Below are 16,866 nucleotides of genomic sequence, written 5' to 3'. Positions count from 1 at the left end.
TAAAATGGGAGCGACAGATTATAATGGTTTATTAAACGATACGTTTGATGATCTAGCAAAACAGACGGAGAATCATAAGTTTAAACTAGCTCCAAAAGAAGTAGGGTGTGTTACTAGTGTTTCTGCGGGTGTTGTAAAAGTATCGGGCCTTCCCAACGCAGGTTACGAGGAGTTATTGAAATTTCCTGGAAATTTGTATGGTATTGCTTTCAATATTGAAGAAGATGAAATTGGAGCCATACTTTTAGGAGAGGACTCGGATATAAATGCTGGTGATCCCGTAGAGCGCACAAATCGTGTTATGGATGTCCCAGTGGGGAAAGCGCTCCTTGGAAGAGTTATTGGTCCTTTGGGGCAACCTATGGATGAAAAAGGAGCCATTTCTTATGAAAAAAGACTTCCTATAGAACGAAATGCCACACCAATTATGGATCGTTCCGGAGTAAGTGTGCCTTTACAAACAGGGATAAAAGTGATTGATGCATTGATCCCGATAGGGAGAGGGCAACGAGAACTGATTCTTGGCGATCGGCAAACAGGTAAGACTGCAATTGCAGTAGATACTATTGTTAATCAAAAAGATAAAGATGTTATTTGTGTGTATTGTGCTATTGGTCAACGGGCTTCTTCAGTAGCTAAAGTTATCGCAGATTTAAAAGAAAATGGTGCGATGGCATATACCATTGTTATGGTTACAGAGGGTAATAATTCCCCAGGACTTCAATATATAGCTCCCTACGCAGCCACAAGTATCGCTGAGTATTTTATGGAAAGTGGTAAAGATGTCCTTATTGTTTATGATGATTTAACAAACCATGCTAGAGCATATCGCGAACTTTCTCTTTTATTGAAAAGACCACCAGGTCGCGAGGCGTTTCCAGGGGATATTTTTTATATTCATTCAAGATTATTGGAGCGTTCTACACATTTAAGTGATGAACTTGGAGGTGGGTCTTTAACTGCACTTCCCATAACTGAAACTGAAGCACAGAATATTTCGGCTTATATACCTACCAATTTAATTTCAATTACCGATGGGCAGATCTACCTGTCTCCCAAACAATTTGAGTTAGGAATTTTACCTGCTGTTGAGGTTGGTAAATCGGTTTCTCGTGTAGGAGGTAAGGCTCAATTCCCTGCTTACAGAACTATTGCAGGAGATTTAAAACTTGGGTTTTCACAATTTGAAGAATTAGAGACTTTTGCGCGTTTTGGTTCTCATTTAGATGAAGAAACAAAACAAATTATTGAACATGGTAAGCGTATTCGAGAGATTCTTAAACAGAATGAATTACAACCTTTATCTGTAGTAGAGCAGATAGGTGTACTTCTAGCTTTAACCCATGGTCTTTTTGATACCATTTCATTAGAAAATATGCGTGAAGCCGAAGCTGTAGTTATAAAAAGTATGGCTGCTTTGCCTAAAGAAGTTCAGCAAAGTTTGTATTCCAGTAAAGGAATAGATGATGCGGGAGAAGAAAGTATTTTAACAGTAGCAAAAAAGGCCCTTACAACACTTCAGGAAACAGAGTAAATAAACAAAAAATAAACCATAATGGATTCCTTAGAAAGCTTAACAAGACAGATTGCAGGAGCCAAAGATCTAAACGGCATAGTGCGTACAATGAAGGCTATGGCGGCAGCTAATATTGGTCAATATGAAATAGCTATGGAGTCTTTAGGTGATTATTGGACAAACGTTTCTTTAGGACTTATTGCATATTTAAAACATATAAACTTAGAAAGCCCTATCATAAAAAAGAGTGAAAATTTTAAAAAAGAGCATAAATCTATTTGTGCTATTGTTTTTGGATCGGATCAGGGGTTTGTTGGTCAGTTTAATGATTCGCTTTCGCAATATGTCGAAAAATCTTTATCTAGTCACGAGGGTAAAATAGAAATTTGGACTGTTGGTGCTCGCGTGCCCTTGTTATTAGCGGATATGGGGATGGCGGTAACTAAGGAATTTAACCTTCCCAATTCTATTAATGCCATAACAGCTCTTATAGGATCCATTTTGATAGAGGTGGAGAAAAATCGAGAAAATGGAACTGTAGATGAGTATTATCTTTTTTATAATCATCTGGTAAAAGAAGGCTCTTATCAACAAGAAAAATTACGTTTATTTCCTCTAGATGCAAAATGGCTTCAAGAAAAAAAACAGTTAAAGTGGCCTACCAAAAAGCAACCCCAAGTTATAGGGGATAGTAGTAAACTAATACATCGTTTAATTAGAGAATATCTTTTTGTTACACTTTATAAAAGTTGTACGGAATCGTTGGCTAGTGAAAATTTTAGTAGGTTGAATGCTATGCAACGGGCAGAAAAAAATATAGAGGAGTTACTTGATGAAATAGGGCATACTTATCATCGATTAAGACAAAGTTCAATAGATGAAGAACTTTTTGATGTGATCTCTGGTTTTACCGCTTTAAAGAAAGAAAAACATAATAAAAAGCCTTTGGACTAAGTTTTTATTTAACCCAAGTAAAATTCTAATAGTCTTACAAGATTAATTGTTTAATAAAATGGTTCATGCTAAAAAGATATAGTTTAAAGTTTATTAATCGATGGAGCGCGGGAGAGTATAGCAATTATAAGCTTTTGTTTTATGCTTTTTTGGTTGGTTTAATTTCTGGTGTAGTGAGCTCTTTTTTTAGACTCATATTAACATATCTAGAGACTTTAAAAACTAATGTTTTTAAAGGTTGGCTGCATCACGATTGGTTGGGTTTGTTTTTATTATTTGTGTTTACCTTTCTAGCTATTTTATTCTCGTTATTTTTAGTTAAAAAATTCGCTCCAGAAACCGCCGGTAGTGGTATTCAAGAGATAGAAGGAGCGTTGGATGGCGTGCGACCAATACTTTGGAAAAGAGTATTGCCTATTAAATTTTTGTCATCTATTTTTTCTCTAAGTAGTGGTTTGTTATTAGGGAGAGAAGGACCAACGGTTCAAATAGGAGCCAATGTAGGTAAGATGGTAGAAGATGTTTTACATCAATCCAAAGATAATAATAATGCGCTTATTTCAACAGGAGCAGCATCTGGATTAGCTAGTGCTTTTAATGCCCCTTTTGCCGGTATTATTTTTGTTATTGAGGAGATGAATGGGCACTTTAAGTTTAATTTTTATTCGGTGGCCTCACTTATGATTGGTGCTGCTACTGCCGATTTGGTGGTAAGAGCCATGGTGGCTGGTGGTCCAATAATAAAAATATCGATTTTCACTTTTGATCACCTGTCGGGTATTTGGTTGTTTATTTTATTAGGCAGTATATTAAGTGTTATTGGTGTTGCATTTAATAAATTGTTAATTAAAACGTTAGACTTTGTTGAACAATTAAAGCTGAATTATTTTAAAATGGCATTAGTGTTAGCCTTATTAATCGTGATTTTAGGAAATTATTTTCCAGATATGATTGGTGCAGGATATGAAACAATTTATAACGTAACAACTAATTCGTTTACGCTTAAGTTTCTTTTATTGTTGTTTGTAGTAAGGTTTATATTATCCATTTTTAGTTATGGTTCTGGCGTTTCTGGTGGTATTTTTACGCCTTTAATAACTTTAGGTGTCATTTCCGGTATGTTATTTGGCGGGCTTGCACAATACTTTTTACCAGAGTTGGTTCAAGATCCTGCCATTTTCGCTGTTGCCGGAATGACCGGTATTTTTGCTTCCACAATTAGAGCTCCGCTTACAGGTTTGGCTCTTTCTGTTGAAATGACAGCAAACTATGATTTAATTTTACCATTGATTTTTACAGCAGTAACTGCATCTGTATGTACTGCAATGCTTGGGAATGGACCTATATATATGAAGTTGTTGAAACGAACATTGGACCATACTAGGACTTAATAGAAGTCGTTATTTTGATTTTTTAGAATTTAGTTTGAATACTTTTAAATTGTAGTACTTGTATCCATTTATTTTTATATAATGGAGTATTATGTGTACTGGAGTAAGCCAGTTTTTTTTGCCTTGTTTTTAAACTAAATTTCATGATGTATTTTGTTTCCTATTTCGCAAGTTTAAAAAGAGTTAGAGTTTGTTCAGGAATGGTTCTGAAATTTTTTATCTGGGAGTATTCATCTTTGTATTAAAAAGGATATTTCCATACTTTGCTTAAAAAAAGTAGGAGATAAAGAAGGTACATTAGTATCAATAAGCCGACAGGAGGGAATAATATTTATCCTTTTGTATGAGATGTGAAAAAAACGTATATAAAATCACAAGATTTATTTTTTAATGTATCATGCATAATAAAATGAGTTATAGGAGGGCGAGTTGTATAATGCCTTTCAAATCAGTAGTTTGTTTTTGAGTTGAGGCTGATGCAAAATAACAAGGGTTTCAAATAAATTATAAAACTATTATTAATTTGAAATTAAAAGCGATTTTTATTGTTTAGAACTCTAACTAATTATATATTTGCACCCGATAAAGTAAAACCCTTTACTTTTAAGTTCTTAAATAGCGCGTTTAAAACGTAAGTTATAGTTTAATTTTTTTAAATATAACCGTATAAATATAAGTTGTATTAGTAGAGTTTTTTTACTTTTGCACTGTTTTCGTAGAAACATAAAAACTACGGGCTCTTAGCTCAGCTGGATAGAGCACCTCCCTTCTAAGGAGGCGGTCGCAGGTTCGAATCCTGCAGGGCTCACTTAAAGCTTCACTAGAAATAGTGGAGCTTTTTTGTTTAAAAAAGGTTTTTAGAATTTCTCAAGCACTTTCAAAACATCCTTTTTATAACCCCTACTAATGGTTAACGATGTTTTATTAATAGTTACTTCTTCATTAGTAAACGATGTAATATAGTTAAGTGCAATAATAAACGATCTATGTATTCTTAAAAAGGCTTCACTAGGCAGTTTAGCTTCGATAGCACTAATAGTTTCCCGGGTTACAATGGTTTCATTTTCTAGATGGATTTTTATATAATCGCTATAGCTTTCAATATATAGAATAGAATCAAAATCAATCTTAATCATGCGCCTATCTGCTCTCACAAACATAAAGTTATGCAGTTCTTGTACAGGCGTTTTTAAGTGGTTATAAGTTGTGTAAATATCAAAATAAGTATTAACGGCTTTCAATAACCTATCAAAAGAAATAGGTTTCAATAAATAATCTACGGCTTGCAACTCAAAACCTTCAACTGCATAATCTCGATAGGCTGTGGTGAAAATAATTTTGATGTCTTTATTAATAGATTTAGCAAACGAAATTCCAGATATTTCCGGCATATTGATATCTAAAAACACCAAATCAATTTTATGCTTATTCAAACAATTAAACGCTTCAATAGCATTGTTACAACTCGCAACAATTTCGATGTTGTCAATTTCCGATAAATGTTTAGCTATAATATCTCTTGCTATACTTTCATCATCAACAATAATGCACGAAATGTTTTTGTTTTGCTGCATGTTTAATTCAATTTTAATTTCAAATTTACTTTAAAAAAATCTTCATTTTGTTCGATTTTTAATTCATATTGATTTGAATATAAGAGTTCTAATCGCTTTTTTATGTTTTCCAATCCAATCCCATTTGTGTTTGTTTCAGAAGAAGAAGAAGTGTTTTTAACGTGTAAGTTAATCTGATTTTTATGGCAATGTAAATTAATGTCAATAACTAAATTTCCATTCTTTATAACGCCATGTTTAAAACTGTTTTCAATAAAAGGAAGCAATAACATGGGGGCTATTTTTAATTCTTCGGAAATAGTATTGGTTTTAAAATTAATATTTAAAGTGTTATTGAAGCGCATTTTTTCTAGAGCAATATAATCTTGGATATGATGTATTTCTTCAGTTAAAGAAACAAAAGGTTTATCAGTTTGGTAAAGTAAATAATCTAGGAGATTAGATAATTTTAAAATCATATCAGGAGTTTCATCTGCTTTTTTTAGAGCAAACCCATACAATGTATTTAAGGTATTGAATAAAAAATGCGGGTGAATTTGCATTTTTAAATAGTTTAATTCTTGCTCCTTAAACTTAAGTTGAGTTTCAAGTATTTTTGTCTCTAGTTTTTTTGTTTCCTCGCTATGTTTTACATTTAGTTTAAGCAGTTTAAAAGCACTTACAACTATAACTACTAAATACACAGCTGTGGCTACGAGTAATAAGCTTTTACTAATAGGAGCCATGTTTTGAAGCTGAAAATGCGATAAATAAATGAGGCCATAAAAAACAGAAACTACAATTAAATATGCCGAAATTATGAACGTATACAAACTATACAAGCCAAATAAAGCATAACGCTTTTTTACAAAATAATCTGGAATAAGTTTATATATAGAAACGTATGTTGTAGCAATGGTTATAGGCATTAAAAACAAAGAAAAAGAGAATACATAATTAAAATCGGCACTATTGAAGCCAAAAAAATAAGTGTAAAATAGTAACACACCACACCAAAAAACACAATGGAGTAGTACTTGCCCAATTTTATTTAATATCAATTTTGTTATCATAACTTTGCTATAGCCTTACAATAATACTATATTTTTGATTTTAATAGGTGCTTTGTAGATAGATAACTGATTCTGTTAGGGATTTAACTTAAAGTTATATTAGGTGCTAATCTTGCCATCTATCGCATTTTAGTATTTAAAGATTGATAAGTGACTAGGTTTGTATTATGTTTAATTAAAACCATTAATTATGAAAATTTCTATGTATCTATTATCTACTTTTTTAGTGTCTAATGTTTTTGTCGATCGTTTTATGGAAGGCGGTCCACTTTTTATGTCTTTAATATTAATTTGTTTTTTGTTATCCTTATTTTTTGTAGTTAACGCTTTTTTAAATTTGAAAAAAGATTTAACGAAATGTAAAAAAATGACAACATTAGCATCAGAAATAAGTTTGTTAGGTCTCGTTTTTGGGTTTTTAGGCTCAATTATTGGATTAATTACAGCTTTTGATGCCATAGAAAGTATGGGAAGTATTTCGTCTGGTATGCTTGCGGCAGGGCTTAAAATATCTTTTTTAACAACAGTATTTGGTACGTTTACTTTTGTAATAACAAGAATTTGTATTGTAGTTTTAAAAGCGCTTCGAGCGGCATAATTTAAGTATAAAATATTTGTATTTTTAAACCTCTTTTTACATGATTAAAACGAGGTTTTTTCTTTTGAAGTGTTTTGTAATAGTTTAAAAATCAGTAGTTTTGTTCATTTTGGAAAAGAAAAATAAGTTGAAAAATTTAGGTGTGTCGAAAAAATATTTTTATATTGTTGTTAATCTTAACTAATATATTATAATATGATACGTGATTATCCATTAGAAAAATGGGAACACGTAGTTTTTGATGACAAAATAGCCGAATTTGAAAACTACAAGATTTCCAATTATGGTCGGTTAATTAATTGTAAAAAAGACCAAGAGAGACTAGTTGACCCTTCGCTAACAAATGGTTACGTTAGTATTTCATTAAAGCAGCGTGTTAACGGAAAAAGTACTGGAAGGTATATTCATAAATTAGTTGCACAACATTTTTTAGTAAAAGAAGACAATCAAATTTATGTAATTCATTTAGATTACGACAAAATTAATAATCGAGTCGAAAATTTAAAATGGGCAACTAAACGCGAAAAGGAAGTTCACCAATACTCTGGCGAAAACTATAAAAACAGGAAAATAGACCGTTCTTACGCCAAGCTTACAGAAAGTCGTGTTCGATTAATTAGAAGAAAAGTAAACGACCCAAACCGGCGTACACGCATTAAAATGATTGCTAAAGAATTTGGAATTTCGGAAATGCAATTATATCGCGTAGTATCTGGCGAAAACTGGAAACATATAACAGATTATTAAAACCAAAAGAGGTTAACTTTTCAGTTAACCTCCTTCGTTTTTTTTAGTAATTTCAATCTTATTTATTTTTATTACGCTTATTATAGTTTTTATCACCACGGGTTTTAGGTTTTTTGTACTTCGCAGCAATTTTAAATTTGTATGAACCACCTAAATTCTCTTTAGAGTTTTTTTCAGATTTATCATGGAAAGCGGGTCCAGGAGCATCTTCATCCTTACGTTTTATAGGATTGTAATGTTCTTTAATTTCTGCGCGTTCCTCGTCAATTTGCTCGGTAGAAATTTCAACAGTTTCGGGGATTTCCAAAACAGGAACTGTCATGTTCATTAAAGCTTCAATGTGCTCAACCAAGTTATTTTCTTTTACTGTAGAAAATAATAATGACTCACCTTGTCTTTCGGCACGGCCAGTTCTACCAATACGGTGCATATAGTTTTCTGGAAAATCTGGTGTATCAAAATTAATAACATGAGATACATTATCAATATCTAAACCACGAGCCATAACATCTGTCGCAATTAAAATACGGTTATTACCTTCCCTAAATTGCTCAATACTTCGTAATCTATAGTTTTGTGTTTTATTCGAATGAATAACACATAATTCATCATGAAAAATTTCATCTAATTGATCAAATAATCGATCTGCCATACGTTTATAAGCCACAAATATCAAGACTCTGCTGTATTTTTCAGTATCTTTCAATAAGTGCGCTAATAAATTTACTTTCGTATAAAAGTTAGGAACATTATAGCGTTGTTGAACAATATTATCTAGTGGTGTTCCAGAAATGGCAATAGAAACCCGTTCTGGATTTTTAAAGAAATCGTTAATTAAAACATCAACATCTTGCGTCATTGTTGCCGAGAACATGATGTTTTGTCTTTTAGGCGGTAAAATATCAAAAATGTTAATTATTTGATGTCTAAAACCTAAATCTAACATAACATCAACTTCATCAATAACTAATTTCTGAATTGATTTTAACTGTAAAACACGACTTAAAGCCAAATCGTACATGCGCCCTGGTGTGGCAACTAAAATATCAATACCTTCAGCAATAGCTTTTTTTTGTGTATTAATATTAGTTCCTCCATAAACACCTAAAACACGATTGTTAATATATTTAGATAGTTTTTCAATCTCATCTACCACCTGTACAACAAGTTCCCGTGTTGGTACTAATACCAAAACACGTGGGTTCTCATCAGTCGAAAATTTAAGGTTTTTCAAAATAGGTAACATGTAAGCAAACGTTTTACCTGTTCCTGTTTGCGCAATACCAACAACATCTTTACCAGAGCTTACAACATTAAAAGCCTCTGCCTGTATAGGCGTAGGGATAGTAAAGCCTAAGTCGTCTAGGGCATTATAAAGTGGTGTATTTAAATTTAAATCTTGAAAAATCACAGTGGAAAGTTTAAGCGGCAAAGTTACACCATTTTTTTATAATCTTAGCTAATTGAAAATCTCTTGTTTTATACATGTTTTCTATAAGGTTTTTAAAAACTTATAGTGGCTGTTTACTCTAAATGTGTTTTAGCTATTTTAACACTATAACTTGCCGAAAAATCATTTTTTGCTTCAAGTTTTAAAATGCCTTCTTTTGTTATCAAATCTTGATTTGTATTTTCATTATCCGCAATACCTAACCATGGCTCGATACAAACATAATCGCCTGTAGGTTTTGCCCAAACACCTAAGTACGTGAAGTCTGGATAGCTTACAGTAAGTATTTCGCCATTCAATTTACTTTTTAAAATAGCGCTTCTAGACTTTAAATCTTTAAAAACTAGGGCGTCTTCATTAAATAAATCATGTTTTAAAGGAAGCAAATTTGTGTTTTCAAAAACGGGTTTGGTGCTCGATGAAATTAAACCATTTTCCATATTAATACAATGCGTTTTAGAGTTTTCGGCATGCTCAAACTCTAAAAAATAATCATCATAAGTTTCATTTTTAAAAACTGGACATTTAAAAGCAGGATGGCCGCCTAAAGAAAAATATAATGCTTTATCATCAATATTTTTAATGGTATGCTTAATTTTAAGTGTATTTCCTTTTAAGGAATAAATGATGTAAAACTCAAATTTAAACGGATAAAGCTTCAATAAATCATCATTATAAATCAATTTAAAAGTTAAGCTGTTTTCAGTCTGCTCTACAACTTTTAAATCTTCACTATGGCGAATAAAACCATGTTTAGGTAAGTTATATGTTTTGCCCTCAAATTTATAAGTATCATTTTTTAAAGCGCCAATAATTGGGAATAGGTTGGGAGCAATACCAGCCCAAACATCTGGATTACCATCCCACATAAAATCGGTATTATGCTTAACCGATGTAATTTTGCAAAGTTCAGCGCCTGTTTTTTTTACGGCTATTTTCAGTAATTCATTCTGTAAAGTGTACATAGTTCCTTTTAAAATTGGTATTATGCTCAAAATTTACATTTTTTTATGGAAACTCATTAACTTTACCGAATAATATTTAAGGATAAAATATTTTTAATCGAAGGGATACATAATATTGTGTCAAAAAATAGCATACCAAAACATTCCATTGAGAGCAAAACAAACCCATAACCCAGAAAATATCGACGATTTTAAAAATCAAATACTGATTTGGGGGCAGCAATTCGACGAAGTTATTTGGTTAGATTCCAATCATTACGAACAGAAGTATGGCAGTTACGATGCTATTTTAGCAGTAGAAGCCTTTACAAGCATACAAACCGACTATCATCAGGGGTTCGATAAATTAAAAGAATATCAGACTCTTGTAAAAGATTGGGTTTTTGGTTACCTAACCTACGATTTAAAAAACGATGTAGAGGCTTTAAAATCTCAGAATACCGACGGGTTAGAGTTTTCCGATTTATCCTTTTTTCAACCTAAAAAACTTTTTTTATTTAAAGATAATCAAGTTGAAATTCAGTATTTAAAATGTGTAGACGATGAAATTGAAGCCGATTTAGAAGCCATTAGAAATGCAAAAGAAGCCGTTAAAGATCATCAAGAAAACAACATTAAAATTAAACTTAAAATCCATAAAGACGAGTATTTTAATAAAGTAGATACCGTTCTCAATCATATTCACAATGGTGATATTTACGAAGCTAATTTTTGTCAAGAATTTTACGCCGAAAACACACAAATTTCACCATTAGAAACCTACAATAAACTTAATAAAATTTCTAAACCTCCCTTCGCGGCATTCGTTAAATTATATGATAAATACGCTTTAAGCGCTTCGCCAGAGCGGTATATTAAAAAGGAAGGTAATCACATAATTTCGCAACCTATAAAAGGTACAGCAAAACGATCTTTAGATAAAAAAGAAGATAATCAGTTAATAAACAACTTGATTACAGATGAAAAGGAGCGAAGCGAAAACATCATGATTGTAGATTTAGTACGTAACGATCTTTCAAAAACCGCCACAAAAGGAAGTGTTAAAGTAGAGGAGCTTTGCAAAATTTATACCTTCGATCAAGTACATCAAATGGTTTCTACGGTTACTTCTGAGGTAAAACCAGAAACGCACCCAGTAGACATTCTAAAAAGTACATTCCCGATGGGAAGCATGACGGGCGCACCAAAAATATCTGCCATGAAAATTATAGAGAAACTCGAAGCTACCAAACGCGGGTTATACTCTGGAGCCATAGGTTATTTTACACCCAAAAACGACTTCGATTTCAATGTGGTTATCCGCACCATTTTGTACAATGCCACACAAAAATACGTATCTTACTCCGTTGGTGGTGCCATCACAGCAAAAAGTGATCCGCTTAAAGAGTACGAAGAATGTCTAGTAAAAGCCAAAGCTATGCGCACCGTTTTAGAGAATTAAATTACTTTGGGCGCAACCCGAAAAGGGTCGGGCTTTCACTACTCAATCTGCTTGTTTTTTAGGAAAACAAGCAGGATTTCAAACAAACCGTTCAATCCCTTACGCGTATATCCGTTAGGTTTAGAACAGCTTTGAACAATGGTTTATTTACGCAATTGATTTCTTTTTACTTCTTATAAGCTATGTAAATCTTTACGAATAATCAAAATAAACACTAAATTTGAAGTATGCTTAAAAATCTTCAAAACCATATAAATAAAAATCTTGCATTTTTAAACGAAAGCAAAATCCTAATTGCTATTTCCGGAGGAATCGACAGCGTTGTTTTAACACATTTATGCCATCAATTAAAACTCAATATAGCATTAGCACACTGCAATTTTCATTTAAGAGGAGAAGAAAGTAATGGAGATGAGCAATCGGTAAAAAAGTTCGCCGACAGTTTGGGTTTAGAAGTTTTTGTTCAAAATTTTGATACAGAAAATTATGCTAAAACCAATAAGCAATCTATTCAAATTGCAGCTCGAGAGTTACGTTACAATTGGTTTGAAGATTTGGCAAATCAATTAGAATTCGATTATATTTTAACAGCACATCATGCCGACGATAATCTCGAAACGTTTTTAATAAATTTTACACGAGGTACAGGTTTAGAGGGGTTAACAGGGATTCCTGAAGTCAACACAATTTTTGTTCGTCCGTTATTACCATTTTCGAGTGAAGCTATCGAGTATTATGCCAAAGCAAATAATATCGCTTGGCGAGATGATAGTAGTAACGCTTCCACTAAATATGTGCGTAATAAATTACGTCATAATTTAATACCTATTTTAAAAGAAATAAACCCGAGTTTACTTCAAAGTTTTCAAACAACGCTAAGTAATTTAAAGGATACTACAGATCTCGTTAAAGATAGTGTAGATCATCTTTTAAGTAAAGCTATTGTATCTCAAGATGATGATAAAACGGTATTTAAAATTTCAGAATTTAAAAGCTTAAGGAATCCAAAAGCTTATTTATTCGAAATTTTTAAGGAATATGGATTTACCGAATGGAACGATGTTTTAAATTTACTCGATGCCGAATCTGGAAAGCAGGTATTCTCTGCAACACATCGCTTAATTAAAAATAGAGAACACTTATTATTAAGTGAAATTAATAATGAAAAAGAAAAAAGTATTTTAATTTCAAAAGAGGAAAAACAGGTGGTAACACCTTTTGGAACATTATTTTTTGATGAAGCCGATTCTATTTTTGGAAAGCGAAGTGAGGTTATTTATGTCGATGCTGATACTTTAGAATATCCATTAACTTTAAGAAAATGGGAAGATGGCGATTTTTTTCATCCTTTAGGAATGTCGGGTAAAAAGAAAATTAGCAAATATTTAAAAGATGAGAAGCTATCGCTTTTAGATAAGGAACACGTTTCTGTGTTATGTTCTAATAATACTATTGTTTGGGTTGTAAATAGACGCGCAGACAATCGCTTTAAGGTTACCGAAAACACAAAAAACATTTTAAAAATTACATTACAATAGTTTATTCAATTAACTCCAAATAGCTTTTGGAGGTTTAATAAAACTATTAAAAAATATAAGTCATGATATTACAAGGCCAAATAGTCGATATAGAAAATAAGCGTATTTATAAAGGAGAAATTACCATTGAAAACGGGAAGATTTTATCAATAAAAAAAGCTAATCATAATATTAATCATTACATACTTCCTGGCTTTGTAGATGCACATATACATATAGAAAGTTCTATGTTAGTGCCTAGTGAATTTGCTAGATTGGCTGTTACTCATGGTACAGTTGCAACGGTTTCCGATCCGCACGAAATAGCCAATGTTTTAGGTGTGGAAGGTGTTGAATTCATGATTGAAAATGGTAAGAAAGTGCCATTTAAATTTAACTTTGGAGCACCATCTTGTGTGCCTGCGACTACTTTTGAGTCTGCCGGAGCTGTAATAGATTCCGATGATATAAAAGCACTTTTGGAAAATCCGGATATTAAATATTTGGCTGAAATGATGAATTATCCTGGCGTTTTATTTAATGACGATGAAGTCATGAAAAAGATAGCTTGGGCAAAATATTTTAACAAACCTATCGATGGACATGCACCAGGACTACGCGGTCATGATGTTTCAAAATATATTAGAGCAGGAATTTCTACAGATCACGAATGTTTTACTTATGATGAAGCTTTAGAGAAGCTTCAAAAAGGTATGAAAATTTTAATTCGAGAGGGAAGTGCCGCCAAAAATTTTGAAGCTTTAATCGATTTATTACCAGAATATTTCGAAAACATGATGTTTTGTAGTGATGATAAACATCCTGACGATTTAATTCTTAATCATATTAATAAATTATGTGCAAGAGCAGTTGCCAAAGGCATCGATGTTTTTAAAGTATTGCAAGCGGCTTGCGTAAACCCAGTGAAACATTATAATTTGGATGTTGGTTTGTTGCAAGTTAATGATGTTGCCGATTGTATTGTAGTAGAAGATTTAAAAGATTTTAAAACACTACAAACCTATATAAATGGTGAATTGGTTTCTAATAATGGTAAATCATTAATTAAGCCTGTTTCTTTTACAAATTTGAATAATTTCAACTGTACTAAAAAAGAAATTTCAGATTTTAAAGTCGCGTCATCGTCTGATAAAATAAGAGTTATCGAAGCTTTAGAAGGTCAACTTGTAACCAATGAATTAATTGAAGAATCATTAATTGAAAACGGGAACTTAGTTTCAAATACCGAAAAAGATATTTTAAAAATGACGGTTGTTAATCGCTACAACGATCAAAAACCAGCCATGGCATTTATTAAAAACTTCGGATTAAAAGAAGGAGCTATTGCATCATCAGTTGGTCACGACTCTCATAATATTATTGCTGTAGGCGTATCGGACGAAATGATTTGCAAAGCTGTTAATTTACTAATAGAAAATAAAGGTGGTATTTGTGCCGTGACTGCGTCCGAAGAAAAAATAGTGTCCTTACCTGTTGCTGGAATCATGAGTGATAAAGATGGTGAAACTATTGGAAAGCAGTATGCACAATTGGACGCTATGGCTAAAAAAATGGGTTCTAAATTAAATGCGCCTTACATGACGCTTTCGTTTATGGCATTGTTAGTTATTCCGTCTTTAAAATTAAGCGATAAAGGGTTGTTTAATGGTAAAGATTTTAAATTTACATCACTAGATGCTTAGAGTTTCAGCTGCTTAATAACAATCTAAATTTAACGTAAATCATTAAGTTATAATTTCTATTCAATGAAAAAAATATTAAGTTATATATGGCCTGTAACAGCTAAAACTATCGATTCTGATACCAATGGGAAGTTAGAAATAACCTATTATAATGGTAAAAAAATGCTCAATACTAAAGATGCTAACTATTCTTATGGATCCCTTCAAAAAATTCTAGAATATGCACTTTCTAAAATTGAGTTTGATAATGTTAAACATGTTCTTATATTGGGTTTGGGAGGCGGTAGCGTTATATCTTCTTTAAGAAAAAAGTTTGACTTTAATGGGTATATTCAAGCGGTAGATATTGACGAAAAGATTATAGCTATTGCTAAAAATGATTTTAATATTTGTACTTCGCACAACCTTACAATAAGTAAATATGATGCTTATAAATTTGTTAAAAAGAACAATAAAAAACATGACTTAATTATTATTGATTTATTTATTAATAACGAAGTTCCAGATCAATTTTATTCTGCTATTTTTTGTGAGAATATTTCAAAATTGGTTAACGAAAACGGATATTTCATTTTTAATTTAGGTTTAAAAGGAAAAATGACAGAGAAAACGGAGCAAGTAATTACTTATTTTGAAAAGTCAATTTACTTTGAAACATCACTTTTTAAAAATATTGAAGGAACAAATAGTGTGCTTATCGGTCGAAAAAGCAATAGTTAAACTTCTTTTAATTTATCCTGTGTTTTTTCATTCTTACTAAAGTTCTTCTAAGTTTTTTGTTTTATTTCTGTTGGGTTACTCATTTTTTTATTGACATAACAAACTATGTATAATCATTATTAAGAAATGCTAGAATAAAACTGTTTGTAATTTAACTACTTTTGTTCTTTAGAGTAAAAAATATTTGTTTTTCAGTAACAACTAATAACTATAAATAATGCCAATATTAACATCGACCTATAAACCTAAGTTTTATTTTAAAAGTGGCTTTGTTTCTACGGTATATTCTGGGCTTGTTCGTAAAATTTCTCTAGAGCAAGAGCGCGAACGTTTAATATTAAGCGATGGCGATTTTATTGATTTAGACTGGAGCTTTTCCGAAGAAAAAAGTAAAGCTTGTATTGTGTTGCTTCACGGTTTGGAAGGTCATGCCCAGCGTCCTTATTTAACAGGAGCTGCCAAACTTTTTAATGCTAATAATATAGATGCTGTTTCTGTGAATTTTCGTGGGTGTTCGGGAGAAGTGAATTCTAAATTTAGAAGTTATCACTCTGGAGAAACACAAGATTTAGTAGATGTTATTACGCATTTAATTTCAGAAAAAAAGTACTCGAGAATTTATTTAAAAGGCATTAGTTTAGGGGCCAATATTATATTGAAATATTTAGGAGAGCGAGATAGTGTTCCAAAGGAAGTTATGGCTGCAGTTGCTATATCGGCACCTTGTGATTTAAGTGGAGCTTGCGATGAGCTTCATAAATTAAAAAATGCAGCATTTTCTAATCGCTTTTTAACGCATTTAAAGGCTTCTCTAAAAAAGAAGATTGATAAATTTCCAAATAGTATGTCAATGGAAGCTTTTAATAGGATCAAAACACTTAAAGATTTCGACAATATATATACGTCTAAAGCACATGGTTTTATTGATGCAGCCGATTATTACGAGCAATGTAGTAGTTTGCAATTTCTTCCTAATATAAAGACGCCTACTTTAATTATTAATGCACTTAACGATTCGTTTTTGTCTCCAGAATGTTATCCTGTAAAGGAAGCAAAAAACAATCCGAATTTGTTTTTAGAAATGCCTGAATATGGCGGGCATGTTGGTTTTGTTTCTAAAAATAATGTCTATTATAATGAGCAACGCGCTTTAGAGTTTATACAAAGTTTAGCTTTTTGTTAAAATATGGTTTTATAGTCATGATTCTTTTTAAAAGTTTTAATTCTTCCAATAAAAC

The 16,866-nt window shown here is 31.8% G+C and carries 14 protein-coding genes and 1 tRNA gene; 11 read left to right on the top strand and 4 right to left on the bottom strand.

Annotated features, from left to right (window positions below; genetic code table 11):
• Nucleotides 1–4 precede the first annotated feature (4 nt).
• From M4I23_RS07330 to M4I23_RS07315, 4 genes are all read left to right on the top strand, one after another.
• Nucleotides 5–1,534, top strand: coding sequence for an alternate F1F0 ATPase, F1 subunit alpha (locus M4I23_RS07330; RefSeq protein WP_249753961.1), 1,530 nt, complete (start codon nucleotides 5–7; stop codon nucleotides 1,532–1,534).
• 21 nt (nucleotides 1,535–1,555) lie between these two features.
• A complete protein-coding gene (locus tag M4I23_RS07325; RefSeq protein ID WP_249753960.1) occupies nucleotides 1,556–2,470 on the top strand; it encodes a F0F1 ATP synthase subunit gamma in 915 nt (304 codons plus the stop codon).
• Nucleotides 2,471–2,535: 65 nt separating this feature from the next.
• Nucleotides 2,536–3,861, top strand: a complete 1,326-nt coding sequence (gene clcA / locus M4I23_RS07320; protein ID WP_158849266.1) for a H(+)/Cl(-) exchange transporter ClcA — start codon at nucleotides 2,536–2,538, stop codon at nucleotides 3,859–3,861.
• Nucleotides 3,862–4,595: 734 nt separating this feature from the next.
• Nucleotides 4,596–4,669, top strand: a tRNA-Arg gene (locus M4I23_RS07315).
• A 49-nt stretch (nucleotides 4,670–4,718) separates the two neighbouring features.
• Here M4I23_RS07315 and M4I23_RS07310 read toward each other — a convergent pair.
• Complete coding sequence (locus tag M4I23_RS07310; protein ID WP_249753959.1) at nucleotides 4,719–5,435, bottom strand: LytTR family DNA-binding domain-containing protein; 717 nt, start codon at nucleotides 5,433–5,435, stop codon at nucleotides 4,719–4,721.
• 2 nt (nucleotides 5,436–5,437) lie between these two features.
• Nucleotides 5,438–6,475 carry a sensor histidine kinase gene (locus tag M4I23_RS07305; protein ID WP_249753958.1) on the bottom strand — a complete coding sequence of 346 codons (1,038 nt, stop codon included), beginning with the start codon at nucleotides 6,473–6,475 and terminating at the stop codon, nucleotides 5,438–5,440.
• Between the two features lie 202 nt (nucleotides 6,476–6,677).
• Here M4I23_RS07305 and M4I23_RS07300 point away from each other — a divergent pair, with 202 nt between their 5' ends.
• Both M4I23_RS07300 and M4I23_RS07295 read left to right on the top strand, forming a co-directional pair.
• Complete coding sequence (locus M4I23_RS07300) at nucleotides 6,678–7,085, top strand: MotA/TolQ/ExbB proton channel family protein (protein WP_249753957.1); 408 nt, start codon at nucleotides 6,678–6,680, stop codon at nucleotides 7,083–7,085.
• A 195-nt stretch (nucleotides 7,086–7,280) separates the two neighbouring features.
• A complete protein-coding gene (locus tag M4I23_RS07295; protein WP_249753956.1) occupies nucleotides 7,281–7,832 on the top strand; it encodes an HNH endonuclease in 552 nt (183 codons plus the stop codon).
• A gap of 58 nt (nucleotides 7,833–7,890) precedes the next feature.
• Here the strand turns inward: M4I23_RS07295 and M4I23_RS07290 are convergent, their stop codons facing one another.
• Both M4I23_RS07290 and M4I23_RS07285 read right to left on the bottom strand, forming a co-directional pair.
• Entirely contained in the window at nucleotides 7,891–9,243 is a 1,353-nt protein-coding gene (locus M4I23_RS07290) for a DEAD/DEAH box helicase (protein WP_158849282.1), read from the bottom strand.
• Between the two features lie 113 nt (nucleotides 9,244–9,356).
• Nucleotides 9,357–10,277, bottom strand: a complete 921-nt coding sequence (locus M4I23_RS07285; protein ID WP_306799988.1) for an aldose 1-epimerase family protein — start codon at nucleotides 10,275–10,277, stop codon at nucleotides 9,357–9,359.
• Between the two features lie 118 nt (nucleotides 10,278–10,395).
• Between M4I23_RS07285 and pabB the strand changes: the two genes are divergently transcribed.
• From pabB to M4I23_RS07260, 5 genes are all read left to right on the top strand, one after another.
• The gene (gene pabB, locus M4I23_RS07280; protein ID WP_249753955.1) at nucleotides 10,396–11,688 is read left to right on the top strand and encodes an aminodeoxychorismate synthase component I; all 1,293 of its coding nucleotides are present in this window, start codon (nucleotides 10,396–10,398) and stop codon (nucleotides 11,686–11,688) included.
• Nucleotides 11,689–11,915: 227 nt separating this feature from the next.
• Entirely contained in the window at nucleotides 11,916–13,226 is a 1,311-nt protein-coding gene (gene tilS, locus M4I23_RS07275; RefSeq protein WP_249753954.1) for a tRNA lysidine(34) synthetase TilS, read from the top strand.
• A gap of 62 nt (nucleotides 13,227–13,288) precedes the next feature.
• Complete coding sequence (gene ade, locus M4I23_RS07270) at nucleotides 13,289–14,908, top strand: adenine deaminase (protein ID WP_249753953.1); 1,620 nt, start codon at nucleotides 13,289–13,291, stop codon at nucleotides 14,906–14,908.
• 63 nt (nucleotides 14,909–14,971) lie between these two features.
• The gene (locus tag M4I23_RS07265) at nucleotides 14,972–15,628 is read left to right on the top strand and encodes a spermidine synthase (protein ID WP_249753952.1); all 657 of its coding nucleotides are present in this window, start codon (nucleotides 14,972–14,974) and stop codon (nucleotides 15,626–15,628) included.
• A gap of 217 nt (nucleotides 15,629–15,845) precedes the next feature.
• Nucleotides 15,846–16,811 carry a YheT family hydrolase gene (locus tag M4I23_RS07260; RefSeq protein ID WP_249753951.1) on the top strand — a complete coding sequence of 322 codons (966 nt, stop codon included), beginning with the start codon at nucleotides 15,846–15,848 and terminating at the stop codon, nucleotides 16,809–16,811.
• The last annotated feature ends 55 nt before the right edge of the window (nucleotides 16,812–16,866 follow it).

It is taken from the genome of Algibacter sp. L4_22, assembly GCF_023473045.1.
Lineage (GTDB): Bacteria > Bacteroidota > Bacteroidia > Flavobacteriales > Flavobacteriaceae > Algibacter.
The sequence above is the reverse complement of the archived record's forward strand: the minus strand, read 5'-3'. Positions and strand labels throughout refer to the sequence as shown.

Coding starts and splice junctions, on each gene's coding strand:
- tilS (WP_249753954.1), top strand. CDS start 11,916: ATGCTTAAAAATCTTCAAAACCATATAAATAAAAATCTTGCATTTTTA.
- ade (WP_249753953.1), top strand. CDS start 13,289: ATGATATTACAAGGCCAAATAGTCGATATAGAAAATAAGCGTATTTAT.
- clcA (WP_158849266.1), top strand. CDS start 2,536: ATGCTAAAAAGATATAGTTTAAAGTTTATTAATCGATGGAGCGCGGGA.
- M4I23_RS07330 (WP_249753961.1), top strand. CDS start 5: ATGGGAGCGACAGATTATAATGGTTTATTAAACGATACGTTTGATGAT.
- M4I23_RS07300 (WP_249753957.1), top strand. CDS start 6,678: ATGAAAATTTCTATGTATCTATTATCTACTTTTTTAGTGTCTAATGTT.
- M4I23_RS07265 (WP_249753952.1), top strand. CDS start 14,972: ATGAAAAAAATATTAAGTTATATATGGCCTGTAACAGCTAAAACTATC.
- M4I23_RS07260 (WP_249753951.1), top strand. CDS start 15,846: ATGCCAATATTAACATCGACCTATAAACCTAAGTTTTATTTTAAAAGT.
- M4I23_RS07325 (WP_249753960.1), top strand. CDS start 1,556: ATGGATTCCTTAGAAAGCTTAACAAGACAGATTGCAGGAGCCAAAGAT.
- M4I23_RS07295 (WP_249753956.1), top strand. CDS start 7,281: ATGATACGTGATTATCCATTAGAAAAATGGGAACACGTAGTTTTTGAT.
- M4I23_RS07310 (WP_249753959.1), bottom strand. CDS start 5,435: ATGCAGCAAAACAAAAACATTTCGTGCATTATTGTTGATGATGAAAGT.